The following is a 24,042-nucleotide window of genomic DNA, read 5'->3' on the forward strand; positions in this document are numbered from 1 at the left end:
AGAGGAAAAACACAAAAAGGGACAAATTATTTATTTTGTTACGTGCTCTTACTCCTTCTTATCAAGGCTACTATAGCTATTATTAATGCAATTATAGCGAGAACAATCCCTACGTCTGCATAGGTCATGATCTTACCTTCCTCTTTAGACTGGCTCGATAAAGCTGAGTCGATGGAGGAGGTTTTGTTAGAGAATTGTGTAGACAAGTTTCCTAAATTCTTGTTAAGGTTTTCCAGTTGTCCATTAACGTTCAATAACGTCGTGTACGTTGACGAAATGCCATCACTCTGTGTAGCCCTAATTTCCAAGCTATATGTACCATCAGGCAGCTTCGTAGTATTTATGGTTACAGAATGTGTGCCATTAGTATAGAATTCTCCTATCGGCGTTCCATTTAATGTAACTACGACCTGCTTTATGTTCTCTCCGATTACGTTAAACGTTAACGATGCATTATACGTTGCATTTATGTACTTTGTCGTAACTATTTCCGGTGCAGATGGAGATATCGATGAAACGTTAGAGTCAATTAAAGTTACTGTGCTATTAACTAGCTTTAGCTCTTCTATATGACTATCTATCAGCGTCAAATGTGAGTCGTAAGCATACACGTCATTTAGATTGCCCTGAATTATCGTGCTGTTAGCGTCCATCAAACTCATGGATCCAGTTGCCATCAAAATGTCCTGAGTTCCACCTTCAACTGTGGTATTATAGAACACATCGTTCATCAGCTCTCCTGAGAAGTCCAATATTGTATCGTTCTTAAAGTACGAATTATCTGTGGGTTCAGTTATCTTCTGGCTCTCTATTAGACTGAATGGCTCCACATTTATCGTTTTTGCGTACTTCAGGCTGACGTTAGTAGGAACTGCGTTATAACTTTCCCCGGTCACAAGTATTCTGAAAGGACCCTGCACTACAGAGTTATCTAGATAAGAAAGATTTCCGTCGTTCAATATTGAAGGCAAAGTTACGTTTCCCTGCCAGAGATCGGACGTATAGTTAAAATAGAGCGGAATCTCGACTAAGTTACTAATATATGAATAATCGAAGGATAACTTAACTGGGAATACCGTAGCAGAGTACATTCCAAATCTTACTGGAGTACCGTTTGGATAACTTATGTTAGCATATATCTCAAGTAGTTGCCCTTGTATTGAGTAATTTGACGTTTCAACTACAGGAGTAGAAACTGAAGGACTAACGTAGATCTGACCATAGAAGTATCCCGAGATGTTTTCACCTAAAGAGAAGGACTGATACTGCGCGTTAAGTATAATGTTGTAAAGCCCTCCACTCACGTTTTTAGGCACGTATAGGAAGCCTAAGTATTGTAATTGAGACGTCATTAGCAGCTGAGTAGAACTCACCGATTTACCGTTGAAAGTAAGCGAGGCGTTTATTGTAGTTCCGAAAACGGAATCTGACATAGTTGAGGGCGGTATGTTAACGGGAGGCTCTATGTTACCTTGTATGATGACATATTGCCCTCCTCCGACGGCTCCAGGCTCGGATATTACCTGAGGTAGAATGAACAAGCTCTGTAAATCAAATCCGTTGTAGAACGATACAAAGCCATAAGCGTTCTCTCCCATTAGGAGCATTACACCAGCGTTATAATTTCCTTGAAGATATCCAGTCCATAGGTCGGTGTAATTATTAAACGTTAGAGTTACATTTCCAACTTTGATGTATTGATTGGAAGTGAAGTTGTAATAATATACTGCTACTTCCACGTGAGAGTGAGGGAATGGTTCTCCGTACACGTTCTCGACTTGTGCTTCAACTGTAACGTTATTTTCTACGGAATAAGGTTTCATTATTATAGGACTTAGGAAGCAAATGTAATATCCAGCGAAACTGCTCACCATGCCAACACCTTCAATTTTGCTCTGATTCATATAAGTAGCATTAACGGTAAAGTAGGTAATTCCACTATCATTTGAGGGCACTTTTACAAGTGCATAGTAACTACCGTTCATTTTTGTCATCTCAGCTTTTAGCACTTGACCCATAACGTCACTTAGATATAACGTAACATTAGCTTTCACAGGAGTTCCGTTATAGGTTACGTTAGCGACGACTGTTAAGTTCTGACCCGGATATATTTCCTCTGGTAGAGTAACGTTAGGTGTACCGTTAAGCACTTTTATTGACACGCTCAATGATGGCTTCACTGATAATTCCTTCACTAAATTCGACAAATATCCTAGATTGATGGATCCCCAGCCATTAACTAAGTTATATCCGTAATGTGCAGTCCAAGGAATATTGTATCCGAAAGTTATTGGCACGAAAGCCTTTTGATAGTCTGTAGAGTTATCTGCTAGCTCGTATATGATGGGGTTAAGGTCTCCAAGTTTGTGCCCTAGATATTGAGCCATTAAGGCTACCATTCCTGCCATAAGGGGGGATGCCTCACTTGTTCCGCCGCTAATTTCGGTGACGTTCCCCGGACACACTATATAAACCCCTGGGTAAACGTTAGCATTGGCAGAAAGATCTGGGACTTCCCTTCCATCAGGGTAAGAGGAAGGTGCACTTAATCCTTCTTGATACCATGGCTCAGGCTCAATTATACTTATTCCTCCTGTGCTACCTCCGTAATTTACTCCGTTGGGGATAAAACCGTAATTTGACCATGACGTAGTGACGAAGCCTTTTCCGAAGTCTATGTAGGTAGTCGTACCTCCCATTGCGGTGACCCAAGGAGAAGTGGCAGGGTATCCAACTGTACCTAGAGGACCTGCGCTGTAACCGCTTCCTCCAGCGTCGCCCGAAGATGCTAAGAAAGTAATTCCCTCAGCTGATCCCATAGCATAGTACTGATCAGTCAGGACAACACATGAGTAAAATTGAGGTCCGCTAAACTGCGAAAAATAAGTCTCTGGTATACTAAAGCTCTGAGAAACGTCAGTCACATTTCCTATTTCGTCTATGTAAGAAATGATGCTATACAAAGGAAGATTTCCGTTAGCTATGAAAAGGGTTATTCCTGCATTGGGAGCTATTGTGTGAGAAGATTCTACGTCTAGACTTATTTCTCCAGCCCAGCCTGTCTCTATTCCTAAGTTAGGATCATATGGCCCAATTGGGACTATCTTGAAGTAAGGAGGATTCGAAATGTTATATAGTTGATCGTAATACGCTAGTTCCTGATTTATGTAAGGATCACCGTAAAAGTCCAAGATTCCTATGCTATAGTTGGAGCTTCCCTTTACGTTGTTAGAGTAAAGGGGAGTAACGTTATATGCCTCTCTTAAAGCCTTAATTGGATACGCTTCAATTGGGGTTGTAGAGTTAACTCCAAAGCTTCTAGCTTTATTAAACAGAGTAGAAGGATGCCCAAAGAATAAGTTGGATATGTTGCTCGAATAGATGAAGGCATGAACTGGAAGGTTAAATTGCCCATTTGCTATATAATAGCTTTCGCTTCCGTTGCTAAATACAGAGAAGGATAGCCCTAATTTCTCGAACTGCGAAGCTTTGCCCTCTACAACAACAACTGAATCAGTAGACGTTGATATTACCTTCAGTCCCTCCTCATTTATCCACGACATTAACTTTTGATATGAACTCGATGGGTAGAACAGTTTCTCAACTTGTTCCTTTGACAAGAAGTGATGATACAACGATGATGAAGGGTTCGAGGTTTCTTCGGCATAATAATAGAGCATGTTCAAGTTTCTCAACGGTATTGAAAATGTAACTACTACATTCGTTGATGGATCTAGCTTTCCTTCGTAATGAAATCCGTTTATTTGTGGCGTCTCTGGGTTCTGCAATTCCATTGGACTAGATGTAGGCACGTTGCTTGCCGAAATTGTCATGGAAGATCCTATTGTGATTAAAATTATTGTTAAAAGTAGTACACCAAAATTTTTTGTATCTTCCATGTCTAGATAAAGGCTAATAACTAATATTTAAAAATTATCAGGATGTAAAATACTTTCTTTTAAATTCTAGATTAAGTAAAACTCCTTATAATTTTCTATATGTTTATTTCTAACTTCCATAGGTCGTCTCAAGCCACGGTGTCCCATAATTTATCATTATAGAATCGTTTAACATTTAACTAGATTAATAATCAATAATTATTTTTTTAACATTGTTTAATAGAAAATCTTATATATATGCAATAAAATAGATAAAGATAGGTGTGTCCATGCAAGAAAAGCTCGAGACTTTAATGAAATTAAAAGGCGCGGTAGCCGCAGGAGAGTTTAAGGAGAACGGAGAACTTGTGTCGTATAAGGGTGAGATGCCAGAGGATTTAGCTAAGATGGTGGCTATGATGTGTGCTGCAAACACGATGATGGCTAAAATGCAGGCTGAAGGGTTCTCAAAGATGACTGGGATGAAATGGAGTCCACTAGTTGGTTGGGCAGTAGCTGCAGGCGACTATGCGGTATGTGTAGAGGGTAACTATGGAGTCTTCCTACAATTGAACCAAACAGACTTTAATGAGGTCTTCAAGGTTCTCCACGAGGTTGCGCATAAGGGGTAAAACATTATTATCTTTTTTTATTTAGATTAGAAAGGAAATAATAAATATATATTTATGTTTATACACAATAAATATATTTTTTAGTTAATTTAAATATAATTATTCTTAACTGAGTTAGATAAAGTAATCTTATAAAGTTGTGATATTATCACGACCTAATCTCCATTGAGGAGTGACTTAATGAATTACGATCTAAACAACGTTGACGTTTCTCTCGTGAAAACACAAACAAAGACAGCTCCTAATCTTTGTAGCTAATGCTAAAACGAATTTATAATCAAGTTGTAATCACAGAGAGACGAAATGGCCTATTTAATGTATCCAGATATATATGGAAACAAACTAGCTTTTGTTACGGAGGACGACCTTTGGGTTATGGACTTAAACGATGGGAAACCCTTAAGGTTAACTTCAGGTCTGGGTGCTGTGACTAGAGCTAAATTTTCTAACGATGGGACCCTTATAGCATTCACCAGACTTCAGACGTCGGGAAGCTCGATAGCTGAAGTTTACGTTATACCTAGCGAAGGAGGAGAGGCAAAGAGGATCACTTGGTTCGGGAGTCCAACAACTAACGTTTTGGGTTGGAGTCCTGAAGGCAAAGTGATAGTGTCCTCCGATTTCCAATCTCCTTTCGCAGCTTGGAGGAACCTATTTGAGATAGATCCTAACGGAGGAGAGCCCAAGAGGCTAGATCTAGGACCCGTTACCTCAATCGCGTACGGTGAGAAAGCTCTAGTGATTGGAAGGAACAATTATGACCTAACTTATTGGAAAAGGTATAAGGGCGGAACTAGAGGAGTCTTTTGGATAGATAGGGGTTACACTGGTAACTTCGTTAAATTCCTCGACTTGAATGGCAACCTAACTTCGCCAATATGGATCGGGGATCGTTTCTACTTCGTCTCAGACCATGAGGGGATTGGCAATCTTTACTCGGTTGATTTAGAAGGGAAGGACTTAAGGAAACACACTGATATGAACGACTTCTACGTTAGAAATGCCAATTCTGACGGAAAGAGGATAGTGTTCCAAGCAGGAGGAGACATTTATTTGTACGATGATCAAAAATTAATAAAACTCGACATAAGGGCACCGGTTAGTGGAAAGCAGAAACAGATCTTCTTCGACGAAAGTAGAAACGTGAGCGATTATTATCCTATCTCAAGCGAGGAGATAGGAATCATAACTAGGGGCAGGGCTTTCTTGTTAAACCCTTGGGAAGGTGCACCTTTACCCTTGGGAGATAACACAGGGTTCACTAGGTACAAGATGATTCATTCTGACGGAGAGACTGTTGCTGTAGTTAAGTATGACGATGTAGTTGAGCTTTACGATAAGGAAGGGAATCTGAAGGAGGAACTCAAGCCAGACGTAGGAACGATAACTAGGATCGCAGTTTACAAGTCAAACCTGATCATAGCAAACAAGCGTGGTGAATTGATAGTTCTATCCTCAGGCAACAAGACAGTTTTAGACAAATCAGATTATGGAGAACTTTCTGACTTCAGCGTTGGACCAGATGGTTGGATAGCGTACTCTAAACCGGAAGGGACAGAAACCTCATCAATATGGGTTTCCTCTCTAGACGGAAAGAAGTACAGAATTACCAACCCGACGGGAAAGGACTTTATGCCGTCGTTTAGCAAGGATGGAAGGTACCTCTTCTTCCTATCTATTAGGCATTTTGATCCAGTTCTAGACGAAATTGTCTTTAACTATGACTTCCCAGCCTCAACTAAGCCTTTTGTTGCCGTAATGAAAAAGGGAGTTCCCTCTCCCTTCCTTTCAACTAAGGGTGATGGTGAGTTCAACCCCGACGATGCAATAAGGAGAGTAGAGGCATTCCCAATTGATGCAGGAATATACAGAAAGGTTAGACATGTAAAGGAGGGCAAAGTAGCACTATTGAAGTCCCCCATAGAAGGAAGAGCTAAATATTGGCTTTACTCCTCAGCTGAAAGGGTTGGTTCCCTTATAATATATGACATGACTACAGGTCAGCAGGAAGAGGTTGTAAACGACGCTATTGACTTTGAGGTGTTAGAAGGTAACGTCATAGTCAGGGAGAAGGGTAACTTAATGAGAATTATAAACGTGGATAAGAGACCAGACCTCACTTCAAGGGATCCAGGGAGAAGGAGCGGAGTCATTGATTTGAGCAGGATTAAGATAAGGGTGGAACCAGCCAAGGAATGGAGGCAGATGGTTAAGGAGACGTGGTACTTAATGAAGCATAACTATTGGAAGGGACTTGATGAAGATTGGGATAAAGTCCTGAATAAGTACGAGAAACTGCTGGAAAAGGTAAACACTAGATACGAGCTCATGGACGTAATAAATGAACTTCAAGGTGAAAACGGAACTTCGCATTCCTATCAAATTGTTAACGAATTGAGGGTTGAGAAACCTTATACTGTAGGAGGACTCGGAGTACAAGTAAGGTTTAACGGAGAATGTTACGAGATTACCAGGATTTTCTATGGTGATCTATCGGCTGAAAACGAGAAGAGCCCCCTGCTATCCTCTGGCTTAGACATGAAGGAAGGCGACTGCATTACTTCCATAGATGGAGTGAAGCTAACTAAGGAAGTTACTCCACAGGAGATTTTGCTCAACAAACAAGACGTCCCAGTACTTGTTAAGATTGTTCATAACGGAAAGGAAGTTTCAGTCAGCGTAAAGACCGTAAGGAACGAGAGCTACTTGGTATATAGAGATTGGGTAAGGAGGAACAGAGAATACGTTGAAAAGAAAACTGAAGGTAAAGTTGGTTACATACACATACCAGATATGGGGCCAATGGGTTTTGCTGAGTTCGTGAAGGACTTCACGCATCAGATGGATAAGAAAGCTATGATAGTAGATGTAAGATATAACAGAGGAGGTCATGTATCGCCCTTAATAATAAGCTACCTTTCGAGACAGAGAATAGGCGCCGATCTGCCTAGGGATAGGAAGCCATCTCCATATTTGCCCTTCTCTCCACCTCCAGCAATGGTTTGCCTAACTGACGAACATGCCGGCTCTGACGGTGATATATTTACCCATGTTTTCAAGAGGCTTAAACTAGGTAAAGTGATCGGTGTAAGAACTTGGGGAGGAGTAATTGGTATAAATCCTAAAATTAGATTGATAGATGGCACTACGGTTACACAACCTGAGTTCGCAAGCTGGTTTGATGATGTTAAGTTCGGCATTGAAAACTACGGCGTGGATCCAGATCTATGGGTAGACATTTCACCTCAGGACTATAGGAACGGGATTGACCCTCAACTAGACGAAGGAATAAAGGCTAGCCTAGAGGCTATGGAAAAGAGTAAGGATATCCTAGAGGAAGCTGAAAAGGACAGGGAAAGTATCGTTGCAGGTAAAGTGAAAAACGTTTAGGTATTCTCGGCACTTTCAGTTATATCCCTCCCTTTTAAATAACCGCAATTTTTTTAGAGAAAAATGGGCAGAACTCAGCCTTCCCTTACAAGAGCTATTGAAGAGGAAATAGAGAAATTGGAACGTGTATCAAAGAAGCTTAGAAACGTCGAGATGAGCAAGAAACTTATCAATGTGAGGAAGAATGTAAGGATAGTTGAGGAAGCCCTACAAGACGAACTAACGGATCCTTTAGAAGTTATAATGATAGCTATTTTGGTGTCAGAATGAGGGGGACCTTACTGGATATTGTGCCTGAGTGGGGCAGGCTTAAGTTAGTTCTTGATAAAGGTAGGACAACTTACTTGAAGACCACTTATCCTTTTTACTTAGCCGATGATGGATGGATTTCGTCTTCTCTGTATTCAAATCCAGACGTACTGAAAGTGGAAAGAGAGACGTGGAATTCCTTTGAAGGAAAGGTTAACTTGTTAAGAGTTGATAGCCTCAATCCTTGGATGAAAATTAGAGCTAAGGTGTTCAATTCATTCCCTCCAAGTTGGGCTCAAGCTTACGTGAGAATGGGTCTTTCTCCCTTTCATGAAGTGGAAATCTCAGGTAGTGTGGCGACAATTGGTGAGGCTGTAAATATAAGCGTAGCAGAAGTGGAATTCCAATGGCCAATTTCTAGGCGAAGGGTTAAGGTTAGAATTAACAATGAAGATGCTACTTTAGACGAACTTGAGAAAACTAAGGTAGACGTTGCAATTGCACCAAAATGGATAAGGGTAAATTCTGAGGTTAGAATCGACCCGAGCAATCTTAGAATCAAACTAGGGATTAAGGGCTTAATAGAATGGAGTATAATCTCTAAGTTACCATTACGTGAAGTTGAGAGCTCTAGCATAGGAAAGATATTAACAACTAATGAGGCATGGACAGCAATAAAAAGGAAATTCATAGTTCCAGATGCTAGGCCTAACGTAGAAAGGGAAAGGACAATAACCGAAATAAGGGAAGCCGACAAGGGAGGTCTTATAGTATTTCCGGTTACTGGGCTTTACGATGATGCAATTCAGATAGACTTCAATTCGATGTATCCCAACATTATAATCAATTATAATATTTCCGCAGAGACGGTTAACTCAAAATGCAATGGACGTGAAATTACAACCGAATTAGGGCATACTATTTGTGCTAATGAAAGGGGTATAGTACCTGAATCCTTGGAATATTTAGTCAAGAGGAAACAGGAAATGAAGGAAGTCGATAAAGTACGGGCTGAGGCTATAAAATGGGTTCTTGTAGCGTCATTCGGTTATTTAGGCTATAGGAACTCTAGATTTGGAAAAATTGAAGCATATGAATTAGTCACTTACTTAGCTAGAAAGACGATGAGGATAGCCATAAGGGAGGCTCAGGAGATGGGTTTCGAAGTAATACATGGGCTGATAGACTCCCTCGTAGTAAGGGGGGATAGTTCCAGAATTTATTCGTTGATAGAGAACATAGAAAGGAAAACGAAAATAGGACTTAAGGTAGACACGGAATTCGATTGGATATGCTTCACTTCATCTAGAAAGGGGGAATCTTATCCTCAGAGATACTTTGGTAGAACTCCCTCTGGAAATCTAAAGGTAAGGGGAGTCATAAGGAGGAATCAACCTAAACTTGTTAGGGATTTCCTCACTGACATCTTAAACGTAGCTTCAAGGGAGGCTAACTCTCACGATGTTAAAAGGGTTGTTAGAGAATCTTTACCTCAGATCACTGAGGAATACCTCAGGAGAGCTTACTTTGGAGATCCATCGGATTACGTTATGGAGATAAAGGGAATACCTTATATTAAGGGAAAGAGGTTGTACAAGGCATGGAGATATGCGGGTCATGATCCGCTTTATTACGAAAACTTCGTGAAAAGGGCGGCTCTAGAACTCAAAGGCTGGTTCTCTTGAAGATAGGAATAGAGGAGATAGACAAGATAATAGAAAAGGATAGAGTCGTTGGTTTTAGGTTTCAAGACAGAAAGTTGATGAAGATAATGTATCATAGGGCTCTGGTTGAGTCAGCTCCAGTGAACCTAATCTTGCTTGGAGAAAGGTGTAGAATTCTAGAACCTTACCTTCTTCTATCCTTCTCAAGAATACTTGGTAAATCGTTAGATGGAATTAAAGTAAAGAGAGCATTCAAGAGGGAAGACGTTTTCCCCACTATAGAATCAATGTACGGAAACCTAATCATAGTGAATCCTTATGTATATGGTAACGTTTACGATAGTCTGATGAGAAGAAGGGAAGGAAAAACCTTCCTCTTTTACTTGAACGAGCCATTGGGTTTGAGGGCAGAGACGTCAATTCTCGATATAGAAAAAATTGAGAAAAGAAACCTCTTCTCTATCATAGTAAGGAAAAGCCCTTCATATCCAAATCTAAGAATGACGTTTCCAACTCGTATCCTCTATTTCAGGCAAGAACAAGGGATATTGAAATGGGTTAACCTCTAGCTGAAGTCTTCCTGAACATTAAAAAGAACGCTAATCCAGAAACTGAGTAAAGGGAAGCCGTAATTAGAAAGGGTAAAGTTAGATTGCCCAGATTAAATAGAGTTCCCCCTATCTCAGGTCCTATAGCTCTGGGTATTGCGTGAAACATGTTCACTATTCCGTTTCCCCTAGTTCTCTCCTCCCTCGGTATAAGCTTCAATATGAATGCTTCCCTTATCGGAGAAGTCATGTTCATGAGCACGTTTCTAACTACATATACAGCAGAAGCTAGAATGAAGCTTCCCGTGAACGGAAGGTAAACTAAAAGGAGTATTGATACCAACTCGGTGAGGAATATGGTATTTACAGTTCCTATCTTCCTAGATAGAATAGGCGATAACATGCTGGACGCTGCTAAAGTTAACTCAGATATAATGTATATCGGTGCCAATTCTTCTCTTCCTACTCCAAACTTTAGATAGAACCAAAGTGACATCAGAGGTATTACCATACCGGCACCTAAGCCTATGAGGGAATCCGTCGAGAACTTAAATACGGTCCTTTTTGACGTTATGCCTAGCTTGAACTTACCGGTTGGCTTTCCAACTTCTCCCACAATTACTACAAGAGATATGGAAACAAGGAATAACACTATTTCAATTAGGAAAACATATTTAGGATAGAGAAGTCCCGCCATGGCGGATCCTAGAACAGAGAAGAGGATAGATCCAGAGTTAACTCTACTTAGGTCCCTTTCCATGTTATCGCTTAAATCCGATATCATAGCCATCTTTATTGTTCCACCTCCAAAACCTCCCAGAGTAAGGTAACCAAATGGTATTCCGGCTATAAGAAGAATTAGACCTAAAATAGAAAGAGAAGTCTGTATTGTTAGACCCTTTACCTTACCAAATGCGTCTGCATAAGCTGATAAAATGAGGGACATGAACGCTGAGAAAAGTATAGATAAAGCTATTATCGTTCCTATGTCCAACGGTGTTAGACCTAAATCCTTAAGATACAGCGGCATTAAGAGGGAGTTAGCCCCCCACGTAATTCCGGTAATCATTGAAGAGACAATCAGAAACAGCAGTCTATTCATACTTCACGTTGGGATAGTTTATTATATAGAGCTATCTTTTAACAATGAAAGTTCAAGGCTACATCTTTCGAACTAAGTCAATTGAAGAAAGTGTAGCTTGCGAAAAATGTATTCTGAATGTTATTATTAATTTAACAAACATATATATAATGATATACAGTAAGAATGTGTAAGGCGGTTAGCAGGTTTCTATCCCTATAGACTATACGTTTCACGTATTGCCTCTTCTTTCCCTAGTATGTTTCGTTTCTACTTTAATATAGTTCATATTAAATGCCAAACTCTCCTTAACTTTTTTGTTTATATTATAAGATCAAACAACGTTTTCTAATGTAAGTTCATAGGTGTTAATAGATGAATATTGATTTGAGCTTTCTAATGAAATTCCTAGCTATCTTCTCAAACTTATTTTCCCTAGGGAAAAGCTCTCCTGCTATAAAGCAAGAGCTCTTTATTATGTAAACTCTATAGATTCCTTCTTTTACATTTCTCTCATATATGTCAGTGTCACTATCATATTTCATCTTATCGAACGAAAGTTCCTTCAGCAAATTCTCCAACTCGCTTAGGCCTTCAATAGTTCCCACCGGTCCGAAGTCTTCGTTCATTTCAATCCATGTCATTATTTCATACCAGCTTCTGTATACTCCCGGCAATTCCAACGTTTTTTTATTGTTAGTAGCTCTGCTCATTTGTATCACCTTTAATACTAATGTTTTAACAAATTTAAGCTTTTCATTTTATGACTAAATATTTAGGAATATAACTATGATAAAGGTTTTATCTTCTATATAGTGAATATAGATCTATTAACCTATATAGTTGAGATTAGGACAGCTTATATGATATGAGGAAAGGAGCGTAGGTTTTCATGTTTTAAAAATTGATTACATATTGATATCTTCATTGTTTCTAAAATAAAATTAGAAATAAAAATTAAAGAAGAAATACTAAGACCCAGTTAATGCTGTTGTCTTAGTTAAAGGGTAGATCAAGAACGAGGTGTTCGTCCTATATTTAGGAATTAGTTTTATCTAGTGTTTGAATATCTTTCTTTTAGTTAAATTAAATCCTACTAGAAATGCAGAAAGCATGAAGAACGGTTGCCAAGGTAGGAGGAACCTTGGTGCATTTAGCTTGAAGACTGAGTATTCTAATACCTTTCTTAGCTTCTTATCTAACTCATAGTTTATCTCTACGTCCTGAAACTTGGAAATGATAGAGAAGCTCTCCTCCAAGGAGGGAAGAACATAACCCAACAAATGTTGAATATACTTTCTTTGTACTTCTATATGGGAAAAGATACAGCCATTATTGTATATTCTCATGTGAAGCTCCCAGGGGAAGATCAATACCTTAGAAAGGGAGTATTTCTCACCCATTCTAAAGGATAATGAAGGCTTCTTAAAGCCTACCCTAAACAGGGAGGACGCAAGGTCGTCCACATGTTTAGGGCTGACCCTTAAACAGAAAGTCCTTTCCTTTACTAAATCCTCATTCTTGAGGGATACGGTCTCTCCGTCGTTAAGCTCAAACCTACTCGGTAACTTTAAAGTAAGCGATGAGAACGGACCTTTCACAATTAATAAGCACTTGAGTCACTTAAATAACTTTGCTGAATCTAATTACAAATCTTCTCCTTACGTTTTTCTCCATCCTATGCGTGTATTTTTAATTATATATAGCCCATTCTCTTCAATAACTTTCTATACGCAACTACGATCGCGTCAGAACTTACGAAAGTTTCCTGGCCTTCCTTTATGCTTTCTACTACCTTTCTATCTTGCTCAGCTAAAGTATCTTGAAATTCTCTCATCTTTTTAGGATCTCCTGGATAATTGACTGCTATTATCATCCACATTAAAGTTCTCCTCTCTTCCAGCGGGGTTACAGTCATAAAAATGGAAAAACTTCTTGAACCGTCTCCCTCTTTGATGAAATAGGCCGAATACGGAGATAGTATCTCGTAAGTGTAGTTCTCCCAGCCTCCCCTTCCGCTGCCGTCAGGATCAGGTTGATATATTCTTATATTTTTAGCTATTATTTTTCCATGTTCCTCATTCACCTCATATTTAGGTATCTCAGGGGTCTCTTGTGTGCCCAGAAGTCCTTCATGCACAAACGGAAAATGACTGACGTCCAAGAAGTTTTCTACTACTTTAAAGGGCGAAGCATTGAAAAGATAAGGTCCACATTCTACTTTCATAAAGGAATTATCGTAGTATTCTCTGAAGTCTGGGATTTCCTCTGATCCCTCATCGAGATTCACCCAAAGCAAACCGTACTTATAACTCACCTCGTATTTCTTTGCCCTAGCCGGTCCCCTCATTGAATGAGCTGGAACTCTAATTGCGTAACCCTCACTTGAGTATTCCCAGCCGTGATAAGGGCATATTAATACGTCGTCCTTAACCTTGCCTAAAGAGAGGCTAGCCCCTCTATGGGGACACCTATCATCAAATGCTATCCAATCATTCTTCGATTTCCATAAAACTAAGTCTCGACCTTTAACTAATACGTGAATTGGATTTCCAGAATCCCTTGAAACAGCGTACCACATTTTGTTTAATAGAGTAATGTTACAAAGAATAAAATATTCTTTTTAACTGTCTAAAATACCGGATCGTTCCTTCCTCCAATCTTTTGAGTTATTTATATTAACAAACAATTTAGGTAGGATATAATTTAATTATGCAATAGTTTAGGTTATGAAAAACTTCTTTGTTACTCTTAAAGATAATTTTTAAGTTAAACATTGTAGTATTCTAGTCATGCAGGACATGGGATTCAAGTGGATAGTTTTCTCCAGGATTATGAGGAGCATTGGGATTATCTTCATTACCCTTTCATCTTCTCTATATCTTAACCTAATTCACGTATCCCTTGTCCTGATAGGCGTTGTGTTTCTGGGCGTTATAGGATTTAACTCAGCCTTGTCTTTAACTCTAGGTATTATAGGTGACAGATATGGTTATAAGAAGTCTCTTATAATAGGTGAATCCATTTCTACCATAGGTACATTCCTTTTCGCATTATCAACTAATTTTTACCTGATTACTGCATCGCTTATGATAGCTGGCATAGGAGGCGCTGCTGGAGGAATGAGGGGAGTTTATTCTCCTGGCTTATCCGCGTTAGTAGTAAGCAATTGGCCTAACGAACGGGAAAGGGTAAGAAGGATGGGCATACTTACTTCCTCAGCTTCCTTAGCCTCAATAGCAGGTAGTTCTATGTTGATTCTTCACAATTATCTTCCCTTCGGAAGCGTAGAAAATTATAGGGTTCTATTTCTTCTATCTTCATTCTTCTTATTGGCTTCGCTTTTATCGATTATCAATGTTAAGGAGAATCCGAGACCAAGGAAGACATCGAAGGTACTTTCTATGAGTAGTCTTAGGTACGTTTACAAGGTAATGATAACTAACGCTCTAGCTGGGTTTGGAATAGGTCTTGCAATTCCACTTTTGCCACTTTGGTTCGAGATAAGGTATGGTGTTAACTCCTCAGATATAGGCGTAGTTTTCACTTTATCCTATTTGTTTACGTCATTTGGTTCATTTCTTGCTACGAGGATTCACCTTGACGTATTAAAAGTGGCTTCGGTAACAAGAGTAATGAACGGAATCTTTCTAATTCTCATGGCGCTATCGCCGTGGTTTGTCTTAGCTTCAGCCTTATATTTGATAAGGGGAATGAACGCTGGCATGGGTGCTCCAAACAGAACAGCTGTAAACATTAGGGGCGTGAAGTCTGAGGACTTCGGCGCTGCCTCTAGCATAGAAGGCCTTGCTACGAGAGGAGCTCAAATGAGCTCGGGGCTGAGTGGGGCCCCTCATGGAAATGGACTTACTATATCCCCTTTTCCTTGGAGGAATTATACAAGCGATCAGCGGAATCCTCTATTTGACGCTTCTGAAGAAGCCGAAGGAGGAATCAACCTTGATAAAAAGGCAAAGAAGTGAATTCTCTTAAGACTAAAACTTTTAAACTTTAATTATTTTAGTATTTTTATATGAAAATGACTTTTACCTTAAAGGGAGGAGTAAATCCTGAAGTTGAGATAGGCGGAGTAACTAGATCGTTGAGGGACATGTACGACCAAGGTCCGCTTTTCGCCTTCATGGTATCTATACCGCACTGCATGTTCGTGATGGCTAGACAAGTCTGTTTCATGAACGATCTGAAGCCTAATTCGGTAGAGATAGAATCAACCTTCATTATTGATGATGAGAAAAAAAGAACTGAGGGAAAGACGGTAATAAATAAGATCTTAGTTACGATAAAGTTGGAAGGTCTAACTGAGGAACAGACTAAGAAGGTAGTGGAGGAACTTAAGAACGATTGTCCAGTTTACAATTCCTTCCCTGAAAAAATAGAGATAGAATCCAAATCTGTCGCTTCCAGTTCTTAAGTTAAAACTAATTTAACTTGAAAAATATAAAACAATAGCGTACTTTTGTTAAAAATGTTAAAGTATTACTACCTAGTCATGATTAAACTGTTAATTTTTAAAAAGTGCAAGATTACTGCTCAAATCAAAGAATTTATAAGAGTCGATTACTAACATTTTTTTCATGGTAGAAGAAATAGTAAAAGTGTCAAGAAACTACCAGATAACTATACCTGCAAAGGTAAGACAAAAGTTCCAAATAAAGGAAGGGGATTTAGTAAAAATAACCTTCGATGAAGGGAAGAACGAAGTTACAATAAAGGTATTTGATACTAAAGGTTTCTAATCTATTAAATCCTGTTGTTTTAGTTCCCCTTCCTCTTTTTCTTTTTCTAAAATTTCCATGAGTTGTTTTAAAGTTTTAATTCTGTTTTCAATCTCTGGATATACGTTTCTCCTATCTATGAGAACTCCATCGTAACCTGCCATTTTAGCTCCTTTTATGTCAACTTCGTATATATCGCCTACATGTATAGGTTTTATGAAACCTGATAGAGCAACCTTGAATATCTCTGGGTTTGGCTTAACAAGGCCCACCTCAAAGGAAAAAACCATTCTATCGAAATACTTGGATAGAGAAAAAGTTTCCACGTGTTTCTTAGCTTTACCGTTGACTGCTGCGTTGCTTATAAGGACAAGCGTAATCCCTACGTTTTTACTCCATTCAAGAAAATCTATTACATCATCATAGAGGAAGACTTCCCTTTCAGCCTTTCTATTTGCTTCTTCTAAGCTTAGTATCTGCTCTTCCGTTAGAAAGATTCCGATTGAGGATAATACTTCCCTTAGTGAGGGAGTGTTGTTTCCGTTAGGGTTAGGTTTAAGTTTACTGCCTCTAAGTTTAGCCGAAGCTCTAAAGAGTTCACTGGCGCTAACGTTGTAACCTAAATCCCTCAATAGTTCAGCTAATACCTCGTACCCCCATGGTTTGTTGTACACTAAAGTATCCCCAAGATCCAGCGATACGGTTTTTATCATATAGAAGTTAATTCAATAACAAACTAAAAGCCTTTTCTTAATTTAATCTTTCAGAAAAGAACTTTCGTGAATGAGGATTAAAATAGAGTCTAGCATTGTACAATTATCTACGCAAACATTTAACAATTACTTACGTTTCTACTTCTATTTCATCGCCTTTATCATTTACCTTGTAAATTATCAGCTGCTTCTTTGTGGCTCCCTTTCTCGGCTCTCCAGTTGAAAGAGAGAAGTGAGTAAAATGGCACTGGCATATTAATTCTTCTCGTATTATAACTCCGGTTTTATCTAACTTACAGCCAAGATGAGGGCATTTGTTATTTACTGCAATGAATTTATTTCCACCTAAATAAATTACTAAAATTTCTTTCTCTCCATCCTTGAAAACCTTTTTCTCTCCAACCTTAATGTCAGATTTTCTTACCCTGAGTGGCATTGTTTATCTTCTTGTTAACTGCTCTCGGTAGTACTAAATAAACGCATAGATCACCGCACATGGTGCATGATCCTGCCTCCATTCCTTTATATTGTCTGTAAATTGACTTTGCCTTATTTGGGTCATACGTTAATGAGAACATGGTCTTCCAGTCTAGGGAGGATCTAGCTTTGCTCATTTTGTTGTCTATTTGTCTTGCTCTATCTCCTAGTTTTATCATGTCTCCGGCATGAGCTGCTATTTTGAATGCAATTAATCCTTCCTTCACTTGCTCCGGGGTAGGTAAAGATAGGTGCTCAGCTGGGGTCAGATAGCACAACATATCGGCTCCAGCTTGCGCAGCTATTGCACCTCCGATAGCCCCAGCTATGTGGTCGTATCCTGCAGCTATGTCAGTCACTAATATTCCTAAAACGTAATAAGGTACTCCTCCGGAGAGCTGTTTCTCAAGCTTTACGTCCATCTCTATCTGGTCTAGTGGCATGTGCCCCGGTCCTTCTATCATAACTTGAACGCCATGTTCTACGGCCCTCTTGGCTAAACTAGAATTCACCATTAATTCCCCTACGTGAAGCTCATCATGGGCATCAGCAGTACCTCCAGGTCTCAGAGCATCACCTAAGCTCAAGGTTACGTCGTATTCCTTCGCTAATTCCATTAAATAGTCGAAGTTGGAATACAAAGGATTTTCCTTTTCGTTATATATTGACCATGCAGCCATTACTGTTCCTCCCCTGCTTACAACTCCAGCTAGCCTGTTAGCTTTAGGTATTCTTCTTGCTAATTCCAAAGTTACCCCTGTATGTACTGTTACGTAATCTACACCGTCCTTGAACTGTTTTTCAATTACTCGAAAAATATCATCCTCAGTGAAATCTATTACGTATTTTCTTTTGGCCACCATCTCGTAATATACTTGATATATTGGTACCGTACCTACAGGCATGATTGCCTTAGAGATTACTTGTTTCCTCATGTAATCAATATCTCCTCCGTCCGTGAGGTCCATGATTGTGTCAGCACCAAACTCGTTAGCTATTTCAACTTTCTTCATTTCCTCTTCTACGTTGTAATGGTCTGTAGATGCACCTATGTTTACGTTAACTTTAGTTGTTAATCCCTCGCCTATTCCCGTGAGCCTTGTAATGTTATTTCTGACCAAGTTTCTGAAGATTACTACCCTTCCTGATGCTACCTTTTCCCTCAGGAAAACTGGGTCAATTCCTTCCTTTTCTGCTATTATTTTCATTTCCTCGGTTACTTGACCCCTTCTTGCTAGTTCAATCTGAGTTGGCATTATAAGATCAATATAATCTACTTTATAACTAAGTTATATAGGTTCCTCTTATTGATAAGAGTTGGGGTTTAATTTATAATGTCAGACTTCGTTATAAGTAAATAAGAGGTAGTGCTTATGATAAGTTTAGAGGATTCCATAAGGTCTAAGGTGGACTATAGAATTGTAGAGGTTTCAAAGAGTTCACCTTCTACCGACGTAAAAGCGATAGTCCTTACTAACGTTCCTCCATCAGAGGAAATAGTCAAGGACGTATCATCCTCCGTAAAAGTAAATAAAGTGTATAATTTTATGTCTGTAATAAAAGTTGAAGGAAAAGCTAAGGATGTAGCTTCCTTAGCTCAGAAGGAATATGTAAAGTACATAATGTTGGAGGAGATAGTAATAAGCTCTCTGGCGGAATACTAATTGAATTATAGAGAATGGCAATCATCTTTAAGGGAAAAGATAATTTTTCAGTTAAAGAACAACAAGGTAGTTCTGCTTCAAGCTCCGACTGGAAGTGGAAAGACTCTTTTTGCCTTAGATGTAGCATTCTCTGTAGGAAATAAAGTACTTGTAGCTGTGAGAACACATAACGAATTCTACCCTTTTTATAGAGAAATAGCAAATCGTTTTCATGGAAAGAGGTACGCATTCTTAATAGGTAGGTCCAACGGTTGTCTTATCGCATCAGAGAAGGTTAAGGCTGAAGATATAACGTGTTCTGGCTGTGAGTTTTTAACATGGAAAAAGATTGACTTCTACGGATCGCCCTTTGAGACCTTAGCTAAGTTGAAAAAGGAAGGGGTAAATGAAAAATTTTGTCCATATCACTCCATATTGAATTCCGCGTTGGATGCCGACGTTATACTTGTAACTTATCCCTATTTATTCATACCTTCTTTAAGGGACACAATAGGAATATCCTTAGACGACTACGTGGTTATAGTAGACGAGGCGCATAACGTCGATAGTCTCATAGACTTGGAGGAAAGAAGGCTATCCCCTAACTCAATAAACATGGCTATTAAACAATCCTTCGGATTAGAGGTTAAGCAGATATTGGAAAAGCTAAAGGCAAAGGTAGTTGAGATTACATTCAAGGAAAAGAAGTTCATAGCCTTAAGCAAGGAAAAAGTGGAGTCTTTGTTACTCAAGGATGAGCTTGACGCAATTGAAGAGGAAGCCAGTTATCTGTCTCAACGTATGATAACTCAGAGGAAAATAGTAACTAACCACTTGATGTCAATAGTAAAGTTCTTCAACTCGGTTAAAGAGGATCGATTTAGGGTATTTTCCTCTGAAAATAGTATCATAGCTAAGCCAGTGACCTCAGACCAATATATGAGCATTTTCAACGGATCTAACGTGAAGGCAATATTTATGTCTGGTACACTTCAGCCCAAGGAATACTTTTCATCAGTCTTAGGATTATCAAAAGACACATTTTACGTTGACGTAGAAAAGGAAGTTGGTAAAGTGGGGGGAAGCTATGAGTGTTTCATTGCCTTAGATGTAACTTCGTCTTATTCTCTCAGAAGTGAGGAAATGAATAAGAGGTTTGCCTCCTATTTATTAAGAATATATTATCAAGCCAAGGGTCATATTTTAGCCGTATTTCCTAGCTATGAAATGATAGAGAAAGTTTCGCTTTATCTTAGATCCGTGAATACCTTTACGGAAACTCCTATCACTAAGGTCGACGATCTAATTGAGCATGCTAGAAATACGCCAAAGATCATGATAATGGCAACTGCAAGGGGGAAACTATCAGAAGGAATTGAGATATCTCAAAATGGTAGAAGTTTAATAAACGACGTAGCTATAGTAGGCATTCCTTATCCTCCTTTAGACGACTACATGAAGGCTAGATCGGAGGAGGTCTCTAAAAGGACTAGGAGGAACTATTTGGAAGAGCTTATGCAGATGCCCGCTTACATAGCAGTGAGACAAGCAATAGGCAGAAGTATAAGGAGCCCTGAAGATAAGAGCGAAGTTTGGCTTTTAGATAAGCGTTTTAACAACATATGGTGGAAGAAAAACATTAAATGTTTCAATCCTAAACTCGTTCGTCTGTAAGATGAAAGTTGAAATATTTACCCATAGGAATTGCACTGAGTGTCACATAGTCTTAGACTTTCTGAAGGAAAAGGGGCTTCTGGATAAGGTTGACGTCATAGATACTGAGAAGTATCCTTTCATGGCATTTGAAAGGGGAGTAATCTCCACACCTTCAATTTTCGTTGACGGTGAACTCATCTTCGCAGGTCAAGTTGATCTTGTAGAGTTAGAGAAAATATTAAATGGAGAAAAAATAAACAAGAAAATCTCCGAGCAAGACCTTATAAACAAGCTCATGGAGGGTATTGTAGACTCATTCGCAGCCACAGCGTGGATATATGTCAATAATGATCTTCCTCATTTTGTAGAACAGAAAGACTTCGTCATGGCAGTCACAGGGATAATAAACGACGAAAAGAGGGATGAGCTATACGAAGCCCTTAAGGAAGGAGTAAAGGCCAATGGAACTGAACTCCTGGATAAATGGAAGGAGAGAATGAAGAGAAATATATCTTCCAATTTCATTAGGGAAATGTATTGGTTATATCAACGTAAACTAAGTAAGGAAGAGGTGTCCTCAAAATATCCTTTAGAGGTTTTCGCTCACTGGCTAATGGTTAGGGGAGGTGCGCTTGGAAGGGTAGGCTTGAGAATATATCCACTTTCTGACTCTGCAGTGTTATCTAGAATAAGTGAAGTTTATCTTTATGTTTTTGAAAATTATGATCAACTATGGGATAAAGTCATAAATGAGCAGAGAAAGTTAGAGGAGGGAGAGGTTCTGAATAGCTAATCTTTTATAAGTCTATGTAACACTATTGTAACTTTCATTTTATATAAATGACTATTATCTTTTTTATTGATTAGATAAGAAAATATAAGCAATGATAACGTTTAATACGTATGGAAACGCTAGATTTACGTGGAAAACCATGCGAGGAATTTATTCTCGAAATTTCAAAATATCTGGTGAACTTGAAGGTAGGAGATAGCTTAAAGGTAGTCACAGATCAGGACAGAATAATATGCACTCATCAGCTTCTAAGGAATGCCCCACGTTTTGTATTCAAGGCCGATACTGTGGGTGATCATGCTGAAATAGTGATAAGAAGGATGAGATAGCAGTGAAGTAGGATTATTTTGATGCTATCTGTAATATCCATGCATAAATGTAGTATAATATAAAACGAGCAAAAAGGCATATCGTAACAATGTAGTACTAAGTTATAATATGTAACTTTCTTGGCTAAAATCCCTAATTTCCTCTACAAATACTATCATTTCTTAAGCTTACTCCGTTTCCGTTTTCCTTTATTTTTGCTCTAATCAAAGGTGCTAGATCCTTTCTTATGCCTAGTTCAGCCAAAGGAACACACTCCTTCCCATCAGATAGTAGTTCTTTCGTTACGTTGTTCAGTATACCGTTTAAGTCTCTTACATATTCCTTATATCTTACTACCAAAGAAAGATCCTCTAAAATCTTAATTGATGATGAAAGTAACGTAACTTTTCTGCACATGGGAACTCCTTGGTCATATAATGTCTGTTGAATTCTTTCTACGACGTTGATGTTTATCACGTCGTTTAGGAACGGATAAGCTGTAGTTAACGCTGTGCTCTCTTGGATGAGGTTTTTTATGAAGTTCTGTACATACGTTAACCCTCTCTTTATAGTATCGTAGGAGTAGTTTATCTTATTTATTCCGTTAAGTTGCTTGGAGTCAATTATAGACTTAAATATATCTGTGTCTCTCTCCTTTTCTGGTTTCATTTCATTTATGTTCTGGAGTAGAACTAGGAGGTTATCTAAACAGCTGTTTATTTTCTCCATAACTACGGGATCAGCAACTTTATCGTAGAGCGATGGCAGTTTATCCATACTCGGTAGTACCCTAATTTCGTTCTGCATTTCCAATCCAGTTATTTCTTTTAATTTATCAGCTATCTTTAAGATCACTTGGGCAGATGAGTTATACTCCATTTCTATTTTAGATATTATTCTTTGAATGGAATAGGTTAAGTTCGAATCTATTTTGAACTCATCTTTTGGTATCTCTATCTTCTCTATAACCAGACCCTTACTTTTCAGCTCCTCAGCTACGTTGTTGAAAGCGATTATCTTCTCAAAGATCACATCATTGATGTAGTTCGAAACGCTCTTTATTGAGGCTTCCATCTCGGTCCTAAGTTCATCCACGCATTTTGGGGTACTGCATTCCTCGGTCCTCTTTTTTATGTCCTCTATCTTAGCTATTGTCATCTCAACGCTGTTAGTAATAGGGAAGTTGTCGTTCTTCATAGTCTCCAGATCCTTGAGTCCTTTAAGAGTTTCCTGCAGATCATCTGTCAGGCTCTTCTTTTTCAGTTTTAACTCATTACTATACACAGATTTAGCCACTGCGTATGAATAGCCCACATAAATAGCAATTCCTGCAGTTGCTAGAACTGATGAAAGAAGCGTCAAAGTTTTAGAATATGAGAACGAATTTGAAAATAGCAAAGCTGAAACTATTGCAGGAACTGCGCTTACCATTGCAGCACCGTTGTTCAAGGCGAAACCTATCACGCTCGATATTTCAAGCAGTATAACCGCAGCAATTATGTAAAACCTATCAGGTGAATATAAGTTAAGTAGAATAAGTGAAAATAATGGCAGAGGTGATATAATGGCAGAAATTAGGGTTGTCTTCTTCTGTGTGGTTGCAAAAAACGTTATGCCTAATAAAATAGGGAAGTTGACTAGGAAGTAGTTGACATTAGGCCCAATTATTGATGCAATTATACCCATGGAGATTACGTAAGAGCTGAGATCTACGAATTTAGCGTAATTTACAGTAGGGACGATGATCAGCAATATAAACGATGATATAGAAGCTACTAGGAACTCGACACTAGGCTTTCCCAATACGTAAGTTCCCAATACGGTGTAATTTTTTAGGAACTGTAGTATTATAGCTGCAACCAATAATATAACTGGCATTAGTCCTGCTAAAATTACTGAGGATACAACTATTAACGCTGTTACGAAATAATTTATTCCGTCAGGAAGTGAAACTGCTCTAAGCAAATAAAAGGATAGAAATCCAGCTAATATTCCAATTAAACCTCTATCAACGTAACTGTATAATTTGTCTACGGTAGGAAATCTAATAGGCATTATATACTGATTTATAATGTCTAATAAATAGACTTATCTCTCTAGAAGATATTCATTGTTATAATTAGATATTAGGTCTCCAATTTAACTATTTATAAACTCAGCGTAGTGTAGTTTGTTTTTGAAATTCGATTCCAAGTCTTTACATTTGAGTTATTATTACATTATTGTAGTAAATAGACTATTTACTATAAAAACTAATTAAAGATAACAATAAT

At 38.6% G+C, this 24,042-nt stretch carries 21 protein-coding genes; 12 read left to right on the forward strand and 9 right to left on the reverse strand.

The annotated features are described in order from the left end of the window. Positions 1-38: 38 nt before the first annotated feature. On the reverse strand, positions 39-3,899 hold the full coding sequence (locus tag RQ359_RS01670; protein ID WP_156016217.1) for a protease pro-enzyme activation domain-containing protein: 3,861 nt from the start codon (positions 3,897-3,899) through the stop codon (positions 39-41). A gap of 269 nt (positions 3,900-4,168) precedes the next feature. Between RQ359_RS01670 and RQ359_RS01675 the strand changes: the two genes are divergently transcribed. The 5 genes from RQ359_RS01675 (at position 4,169) to RQ359_RS01695 (ending at position 10,382) form a co-directional block, all read left to right on the forward strand. Continuing rightward, positions 4,169-4,510, forward strand: a complete 342-nt coding sequence (locus RQ359_RS01675; protein ID WP_054838054.1) for a DUF2173 family protein — start codon at positions 4,169-4,171, stop codon at positions 4,508-4,510. 303 nt (positions 4,511-4,813) lie between these two features. Beyond that, a complete protein-coding gene (locus RQ359_RS01680) occupies positions 4,814-7,900 on the forward strand; it encodes a S41 family peptidase (RefSeq protein WP_083476933.1) in 3,087 nt (1,028 codons plus the stop codon). Between the two features lie 63 nt (positions 7,901-7,963). Continuing rightward, positions 7,964-8,170, forward strand: coding sequence for a hypothetical protein (locus RQ359_RS01685; RefSeq protein WP_054838174.1), 207 nt, complete (start codon positions 7,964-7,966; stop codon positions 8,168-8,170). Beyond that, a complete protein-coding gene (locus RQ359_RS01690; protein ID WP_156016216.1) occupies positions 8,167-9,834 on the forward strand; it encodes a DNA polymerase domain-containing protein in 1,668 nt (555 codons plus the stop codon). The genes RQ359_RS01685 and RQ359_RS01690 overlap by 4 nt, the downstream gene beginning before the upstream one ends. Next, positions 9,831-10,382 carry a hypothetical protein gene (locus RQ359_RS01695; RefSeq protein ID WP_054838170.1) on the forward strand — a complete coding sequence of 184 codons (552 nt, stop codon included), beginning with the start codon at positions 9,831-9,833 and terminating at the stop codon, positions 10,380-10,382. Before RQ359_RS01690 ends, RQ359_RS01695 begins: the two co-directional genes overlap by 4 nt. On the opposite strand, the gene RQ359_RS01700 is transcribed toward RQ359_RS01695, so the two are convergent. The 4 genes from RQ359_RS01700 to RQ359_RS01715 form a co-directional block, all read right to left on the reverse strand. Beyond that, positions 10,372-11,463: an MFS transporter gene (locus RQ359_RS01700; protein WP_156016215.1), complete on the reverse strand. Its 1,092-nt coding sequence runs from the start codon at positions 11,461-11,463 to the stop codon at positions 10,372-10,374. The two genes, RQ359_RS01695 and RQ359_RS01700, sit on opposite strands and share 11 nt — an antisense overlap. Positions 11,464-11,810: 347 nt before the next feature. Beyond that, entirely contained in the window at positions 11,811-12,155 is a 345-nt protein-coding gene (locus RQ359_RS01705) for a hypothetical protein (RefSeq protein ID WP_156016214.1), read from the reverse strand. 342 nt (positions 12,156-12,497) lie between these two features. Then, positions 12,498-13,043 carry a hypothetical protein gene (locus tag RQ359_RS01710; protein WP_156016213.1) on the reverse strand — a complete coding sequence of 182 codons (546 nt, stop codon included), beginning with the start codon at positions 13,041-13,043 and terminating at the stop codon, positions 12,498-12,500. A gap of 95 nt (positions 13,044-13,138) precedes the next feature. Then, complete coding sequence (locus RQ359_RS01715) at positions 13,139-14,023, reverse strand: aromatic ring-hydroxylating oxygenase subunit alpha (RefSeq protein WP_054838163.1); 885 nt, start codon at positions 14,021-14,023, stop codon at positions 13,139-13,141. Positions 14,024-14,234: 211 nt separating this feature from the next. On the opposite strand from RQ359_RS01715, the gene RQ359_RS01720 reads away from it, so the two are divergent. From RQ359_RS01720 to RQ359_RS01730, 3 genes are all read left to right on the forward strand, one after another. Continuing rightward, entirely contained in the window at positions 14,235-15,425 is a 1,191-nt protein-coding gene (locus RQ359_RS01720) for an MFS transporter (RefSeq protein ID WP_457921231.1), read from the forward strand. A gap of 50 nt (positions 15,426-15,475) precedes the next feature. Continuing rightward, positions 15,476-15,874 (forward strand): OsmC family protein, encoded by a 399-nt coding sequence (locus tag RQ359_RS01725; RefSeq protein ID WP_156016211.1) that lies wholly within the window; start codon positions 15,476-15,478, stop codon positions 15,872-15,874. Positions 15,875-16,037: 163 nt separating this feature from the next. Then, positions 16,038-16,199, forward strand: coding sequence for an AbrB/MazE/SpoVT family DNA-binding domain-containing protein (locus tag RQ359_RS01730; protein ID WP_054838160.1), 162 nt, complete (start codon positions 16,038-16,040; stop codon positions 16,197-16,199). Here the strand turns inward: RQ359_RS01730 and RQ359_RS01735 are convergent. The 3 genes from RQ359_RS01735 to thiC all read right to left on the reverse strand — a co-directional run bounded on the left by RQ359_RS01735 (position 16,196) and on the right by thiC (position 18,624). Beyond that, positions 16,196-16,891, reverse strand: a complete 696-nt coding sequence (locus tag RQ359_RS01735) for an HAD family hydrolase (RefSeq protein ID WP_054838159.1) — start codon at positions 16,889-16,891, stop codon at positions 16,196-16,198. The genes RQ359_RS01730 and RQ359_RS01735 overlap by 4 nt on opposite strands. A gap of 130 nt (positions 16,892-17,021) precedes the next feature. Further along, on the reverse strand, positions 17,022-17,327 hold the full coding sequence (locus RQ359_RS01740) for a Rieske (2Fe-2S) protein (RefSeq protein ID WP_054838158.1): 306 nt from the start codon (positions 17,325-17,327) through the stop codon (positions 17,022-17,024). Then, the gene (gene thiC / locus RQ359_RS01745; RefSeq protein ID WP_156016210.1) at positions 17,302-18,624 is read right to left on the reverse strand and encodes a phosphomethylpyrimidine synthase ThiC; all 1,323 of its coding nucleotides are present in this window, start codon (positions 18,622-18,624) and stop codon (positions 17,302-17,304) included. The genes RQ359_RS01740 and thiC overlap by 26 nt, the downstream gene beginning before the upstream one ends. Before the next feature lie 117 nt (positions 18,625-18,741). On the opposite strand from thiC, the gene RQ359_RS01750 reads away from it, so the two are divergent. From RQ359_RS01750 to RQ359_RS01765, 4 genes are all read left to right on the forward strand, one after another. Further along, positions 18,742-19,032, forward strand: coding sequence for a hypothetical protein (locus RQ359_RS01750; RefSeq protein WP_054838157.1), 291 nt, complete (start codon positions 18,742-18,744; stop codon positions 19,030-19,032). Then, on the forward strand, positions 19,033-20,685 hold the full coding sequence (locus tag RQ359_RS01755; protein ID WP_156016209.1) for a helicase C-terminal domain-containing protein: 1,653 nt from the start codon (positions 19,033-19,035) through the stop codon (positions 20,683-20,685). Position 20,686: 1 nt separating this feature from the next. Further along, positions 20,687-21,460: a thioredoxin family protein gene (locus tag RQ359_RS01760; RefSeq protein ID WP_156016208.1), complete on the forward strand. Its 774-nt coding sequence runs from the start codon at positions 20,687-20,689 to the stop codon at positions 21,458-21,460. Positions 21,461-21,570: 110 nt separating this feature from the next. Beyond that, positions 21,571-21,789: a sulfurtransferase TusA family protein gene (locus RQ359_RS01765; protein ID WP_156016207.1), complete on the forward strand. Its 219-nt coding sequence runs from the start codon at positions 21,571-21,573 to the stop codon at positions 21,787-21,789. Positions 21,790-21,922: 133 nt separating this feature from the next. Here RQ359_RS01765 and RQ359_RS01770 read toward each other — a convergent pair whose 3' ends face one another. Beyond that, on the reverse strand, positions 21,923-23,824 hold the full coding sequence (locus tag RQ359_RS01770) for a rhoptry family protein (RefSeq protein WP_156016206.1): 1,902 nt from the start codon (positions 23,822-23,824) through the stop codon (positions 21,923-21,925). Between the last annotated feature and the right edge of the window lie 218 nt (positions 23,825-24,042).

Origin of the sequence: Sulfuracidifex metallicus DSM 6482 = JCM 9184, assembly GCA_032834875.1 — an archaeon.
GTDB lineage: Archaea > Thermoproteota > Thermoprotei_A > Sulfolobales > Sulfolobaceae > Sulfuracidifex > Sulfuracidifex metallicus.

Bases quoted from the DNA above. Each gene is read 5' to 3' on its own strand.
- RQ359_RS01770 (WP_156016206.1), bottom strand. From the start codon at position 23,824: ATGCCTATTAGATTTCCTACCGTAGACAAATTATACAGTTACGTTGAT.
- RQ359_RS01720 (WP_457921231.1), top strand. From the start codon at position 14,235: ATGCAGGACATGGGATTCAAGTGGATAGTTTTCTCCAGGATTATGAGG.
- RQ359_RS01750 (WP_054838157.1), top strand. From the start codon at position 18,742: ATGATAAGTTTAGAGGATTCCATAAGGTCTAAGGTGGACTATAGAATT.
- RQ359_RS01765 (WP_156016207.1), top strand. From the start codon at position 21,571: ATGGAAACGCTAGATTTACGTGGAAAACCATGCGAGGAATTTATTCTC.
- RQ359_RS01675 (WP_054838054.1), top strand. From the start codon at position 4,169: ATGCAAGAAAAGCTCGAGACTTTAATGAAATTAAAAGGCGCGGTAGCC.
- RQ359_RS01700 (WP_156016215.1), bottom strand. From the start codon at position 11,463: ATGAATAGACTGCTGTTTCTGATTGTCTCTTCAATGATTACCGGAATT.
- RQ359_RS01760 (WP_156016208.1), top strand. From the start codon at position 20,687: ATGAAAGTTGAAATATTTACCCATAGGAATTGCACTGAGTGTCACATA.
- RQ359_RS01690 (WP_156016216.1), top strand. From the start codon at position 8,167: ATGAGGGGGACCTTACTGGATATTGTGCCTGAGTGGGGCAGGCTTAAG.
- RQ359_RS01685 (WP_054838174.1), top strand. From the start codon at position 7,964: ATGGGCAGAACTCAGCCTTCCCTTACAAGAGCTATTGAAGAGGAAATA.
- RQ359_RS01735 (WP_054838159.1), bottom strand. From the start codon at position 16,891: ATGATAAAAACCGTATCGCTGGATCTTGGGGATACTTTAGTGTACAAC.
- RQ359_RS01705 (WP_156016214.1), bottom strand. From the start codon at position 12,155: ATGAGCAGAGCTACTAACAATAAAAAAACGTTGGAATTGCCGGGAGTA.
- RQ359_RS01670 (WP_156016217.1), bottom strand. From the start codon at position 3,899: ATGGAAGATACAAAAAATTTTGGTGTACTACTTTTAACAATAATTTTA.
- RQ359_RS01715 (WP_054838163.1), bottom strand. From the start codon at position 14,023: ATGTGGTACGCTGTTTCAAGGGATTCTGGAAATCCAATTCACGTATTA.
- RQ359_RS01725 (WP_156016211.1), top strand. From the start codon at position 15,476: ATGAAAATGACTTTTACCTTAAAGGGAGGAGTAAATCCTGAAGTTGAG.
- thiC (WP_156016210.1), bottom strand. From the start codon at position 18,624: ATGCCAACTCAGATTGAACTAGCAAGAAGGGGTCAAGTAACCGAGGAA.
- RQ359_RS01680 (WP_083476933.1), top strand. From the start codon at position 4,814: ATGGCCTATTTAATGTATCCAGATATATATGGAAACAAACTAGCTTTT.
- RQ359_RS01740 (WP_054838158.1), bottom strand. From the start codon at position 17,327: ATGCCACTCAGGGTAAGAAAATCTGACATTAAGGTTGGAGAGAAAAAG.
- RQ359_RS01730 (WP_054838160.1), top strand. From the start codon at position 16,038: ATGGTAGAAGAAATAGTAAAAGTGTCAAGAAACTACCAGATAACTATA.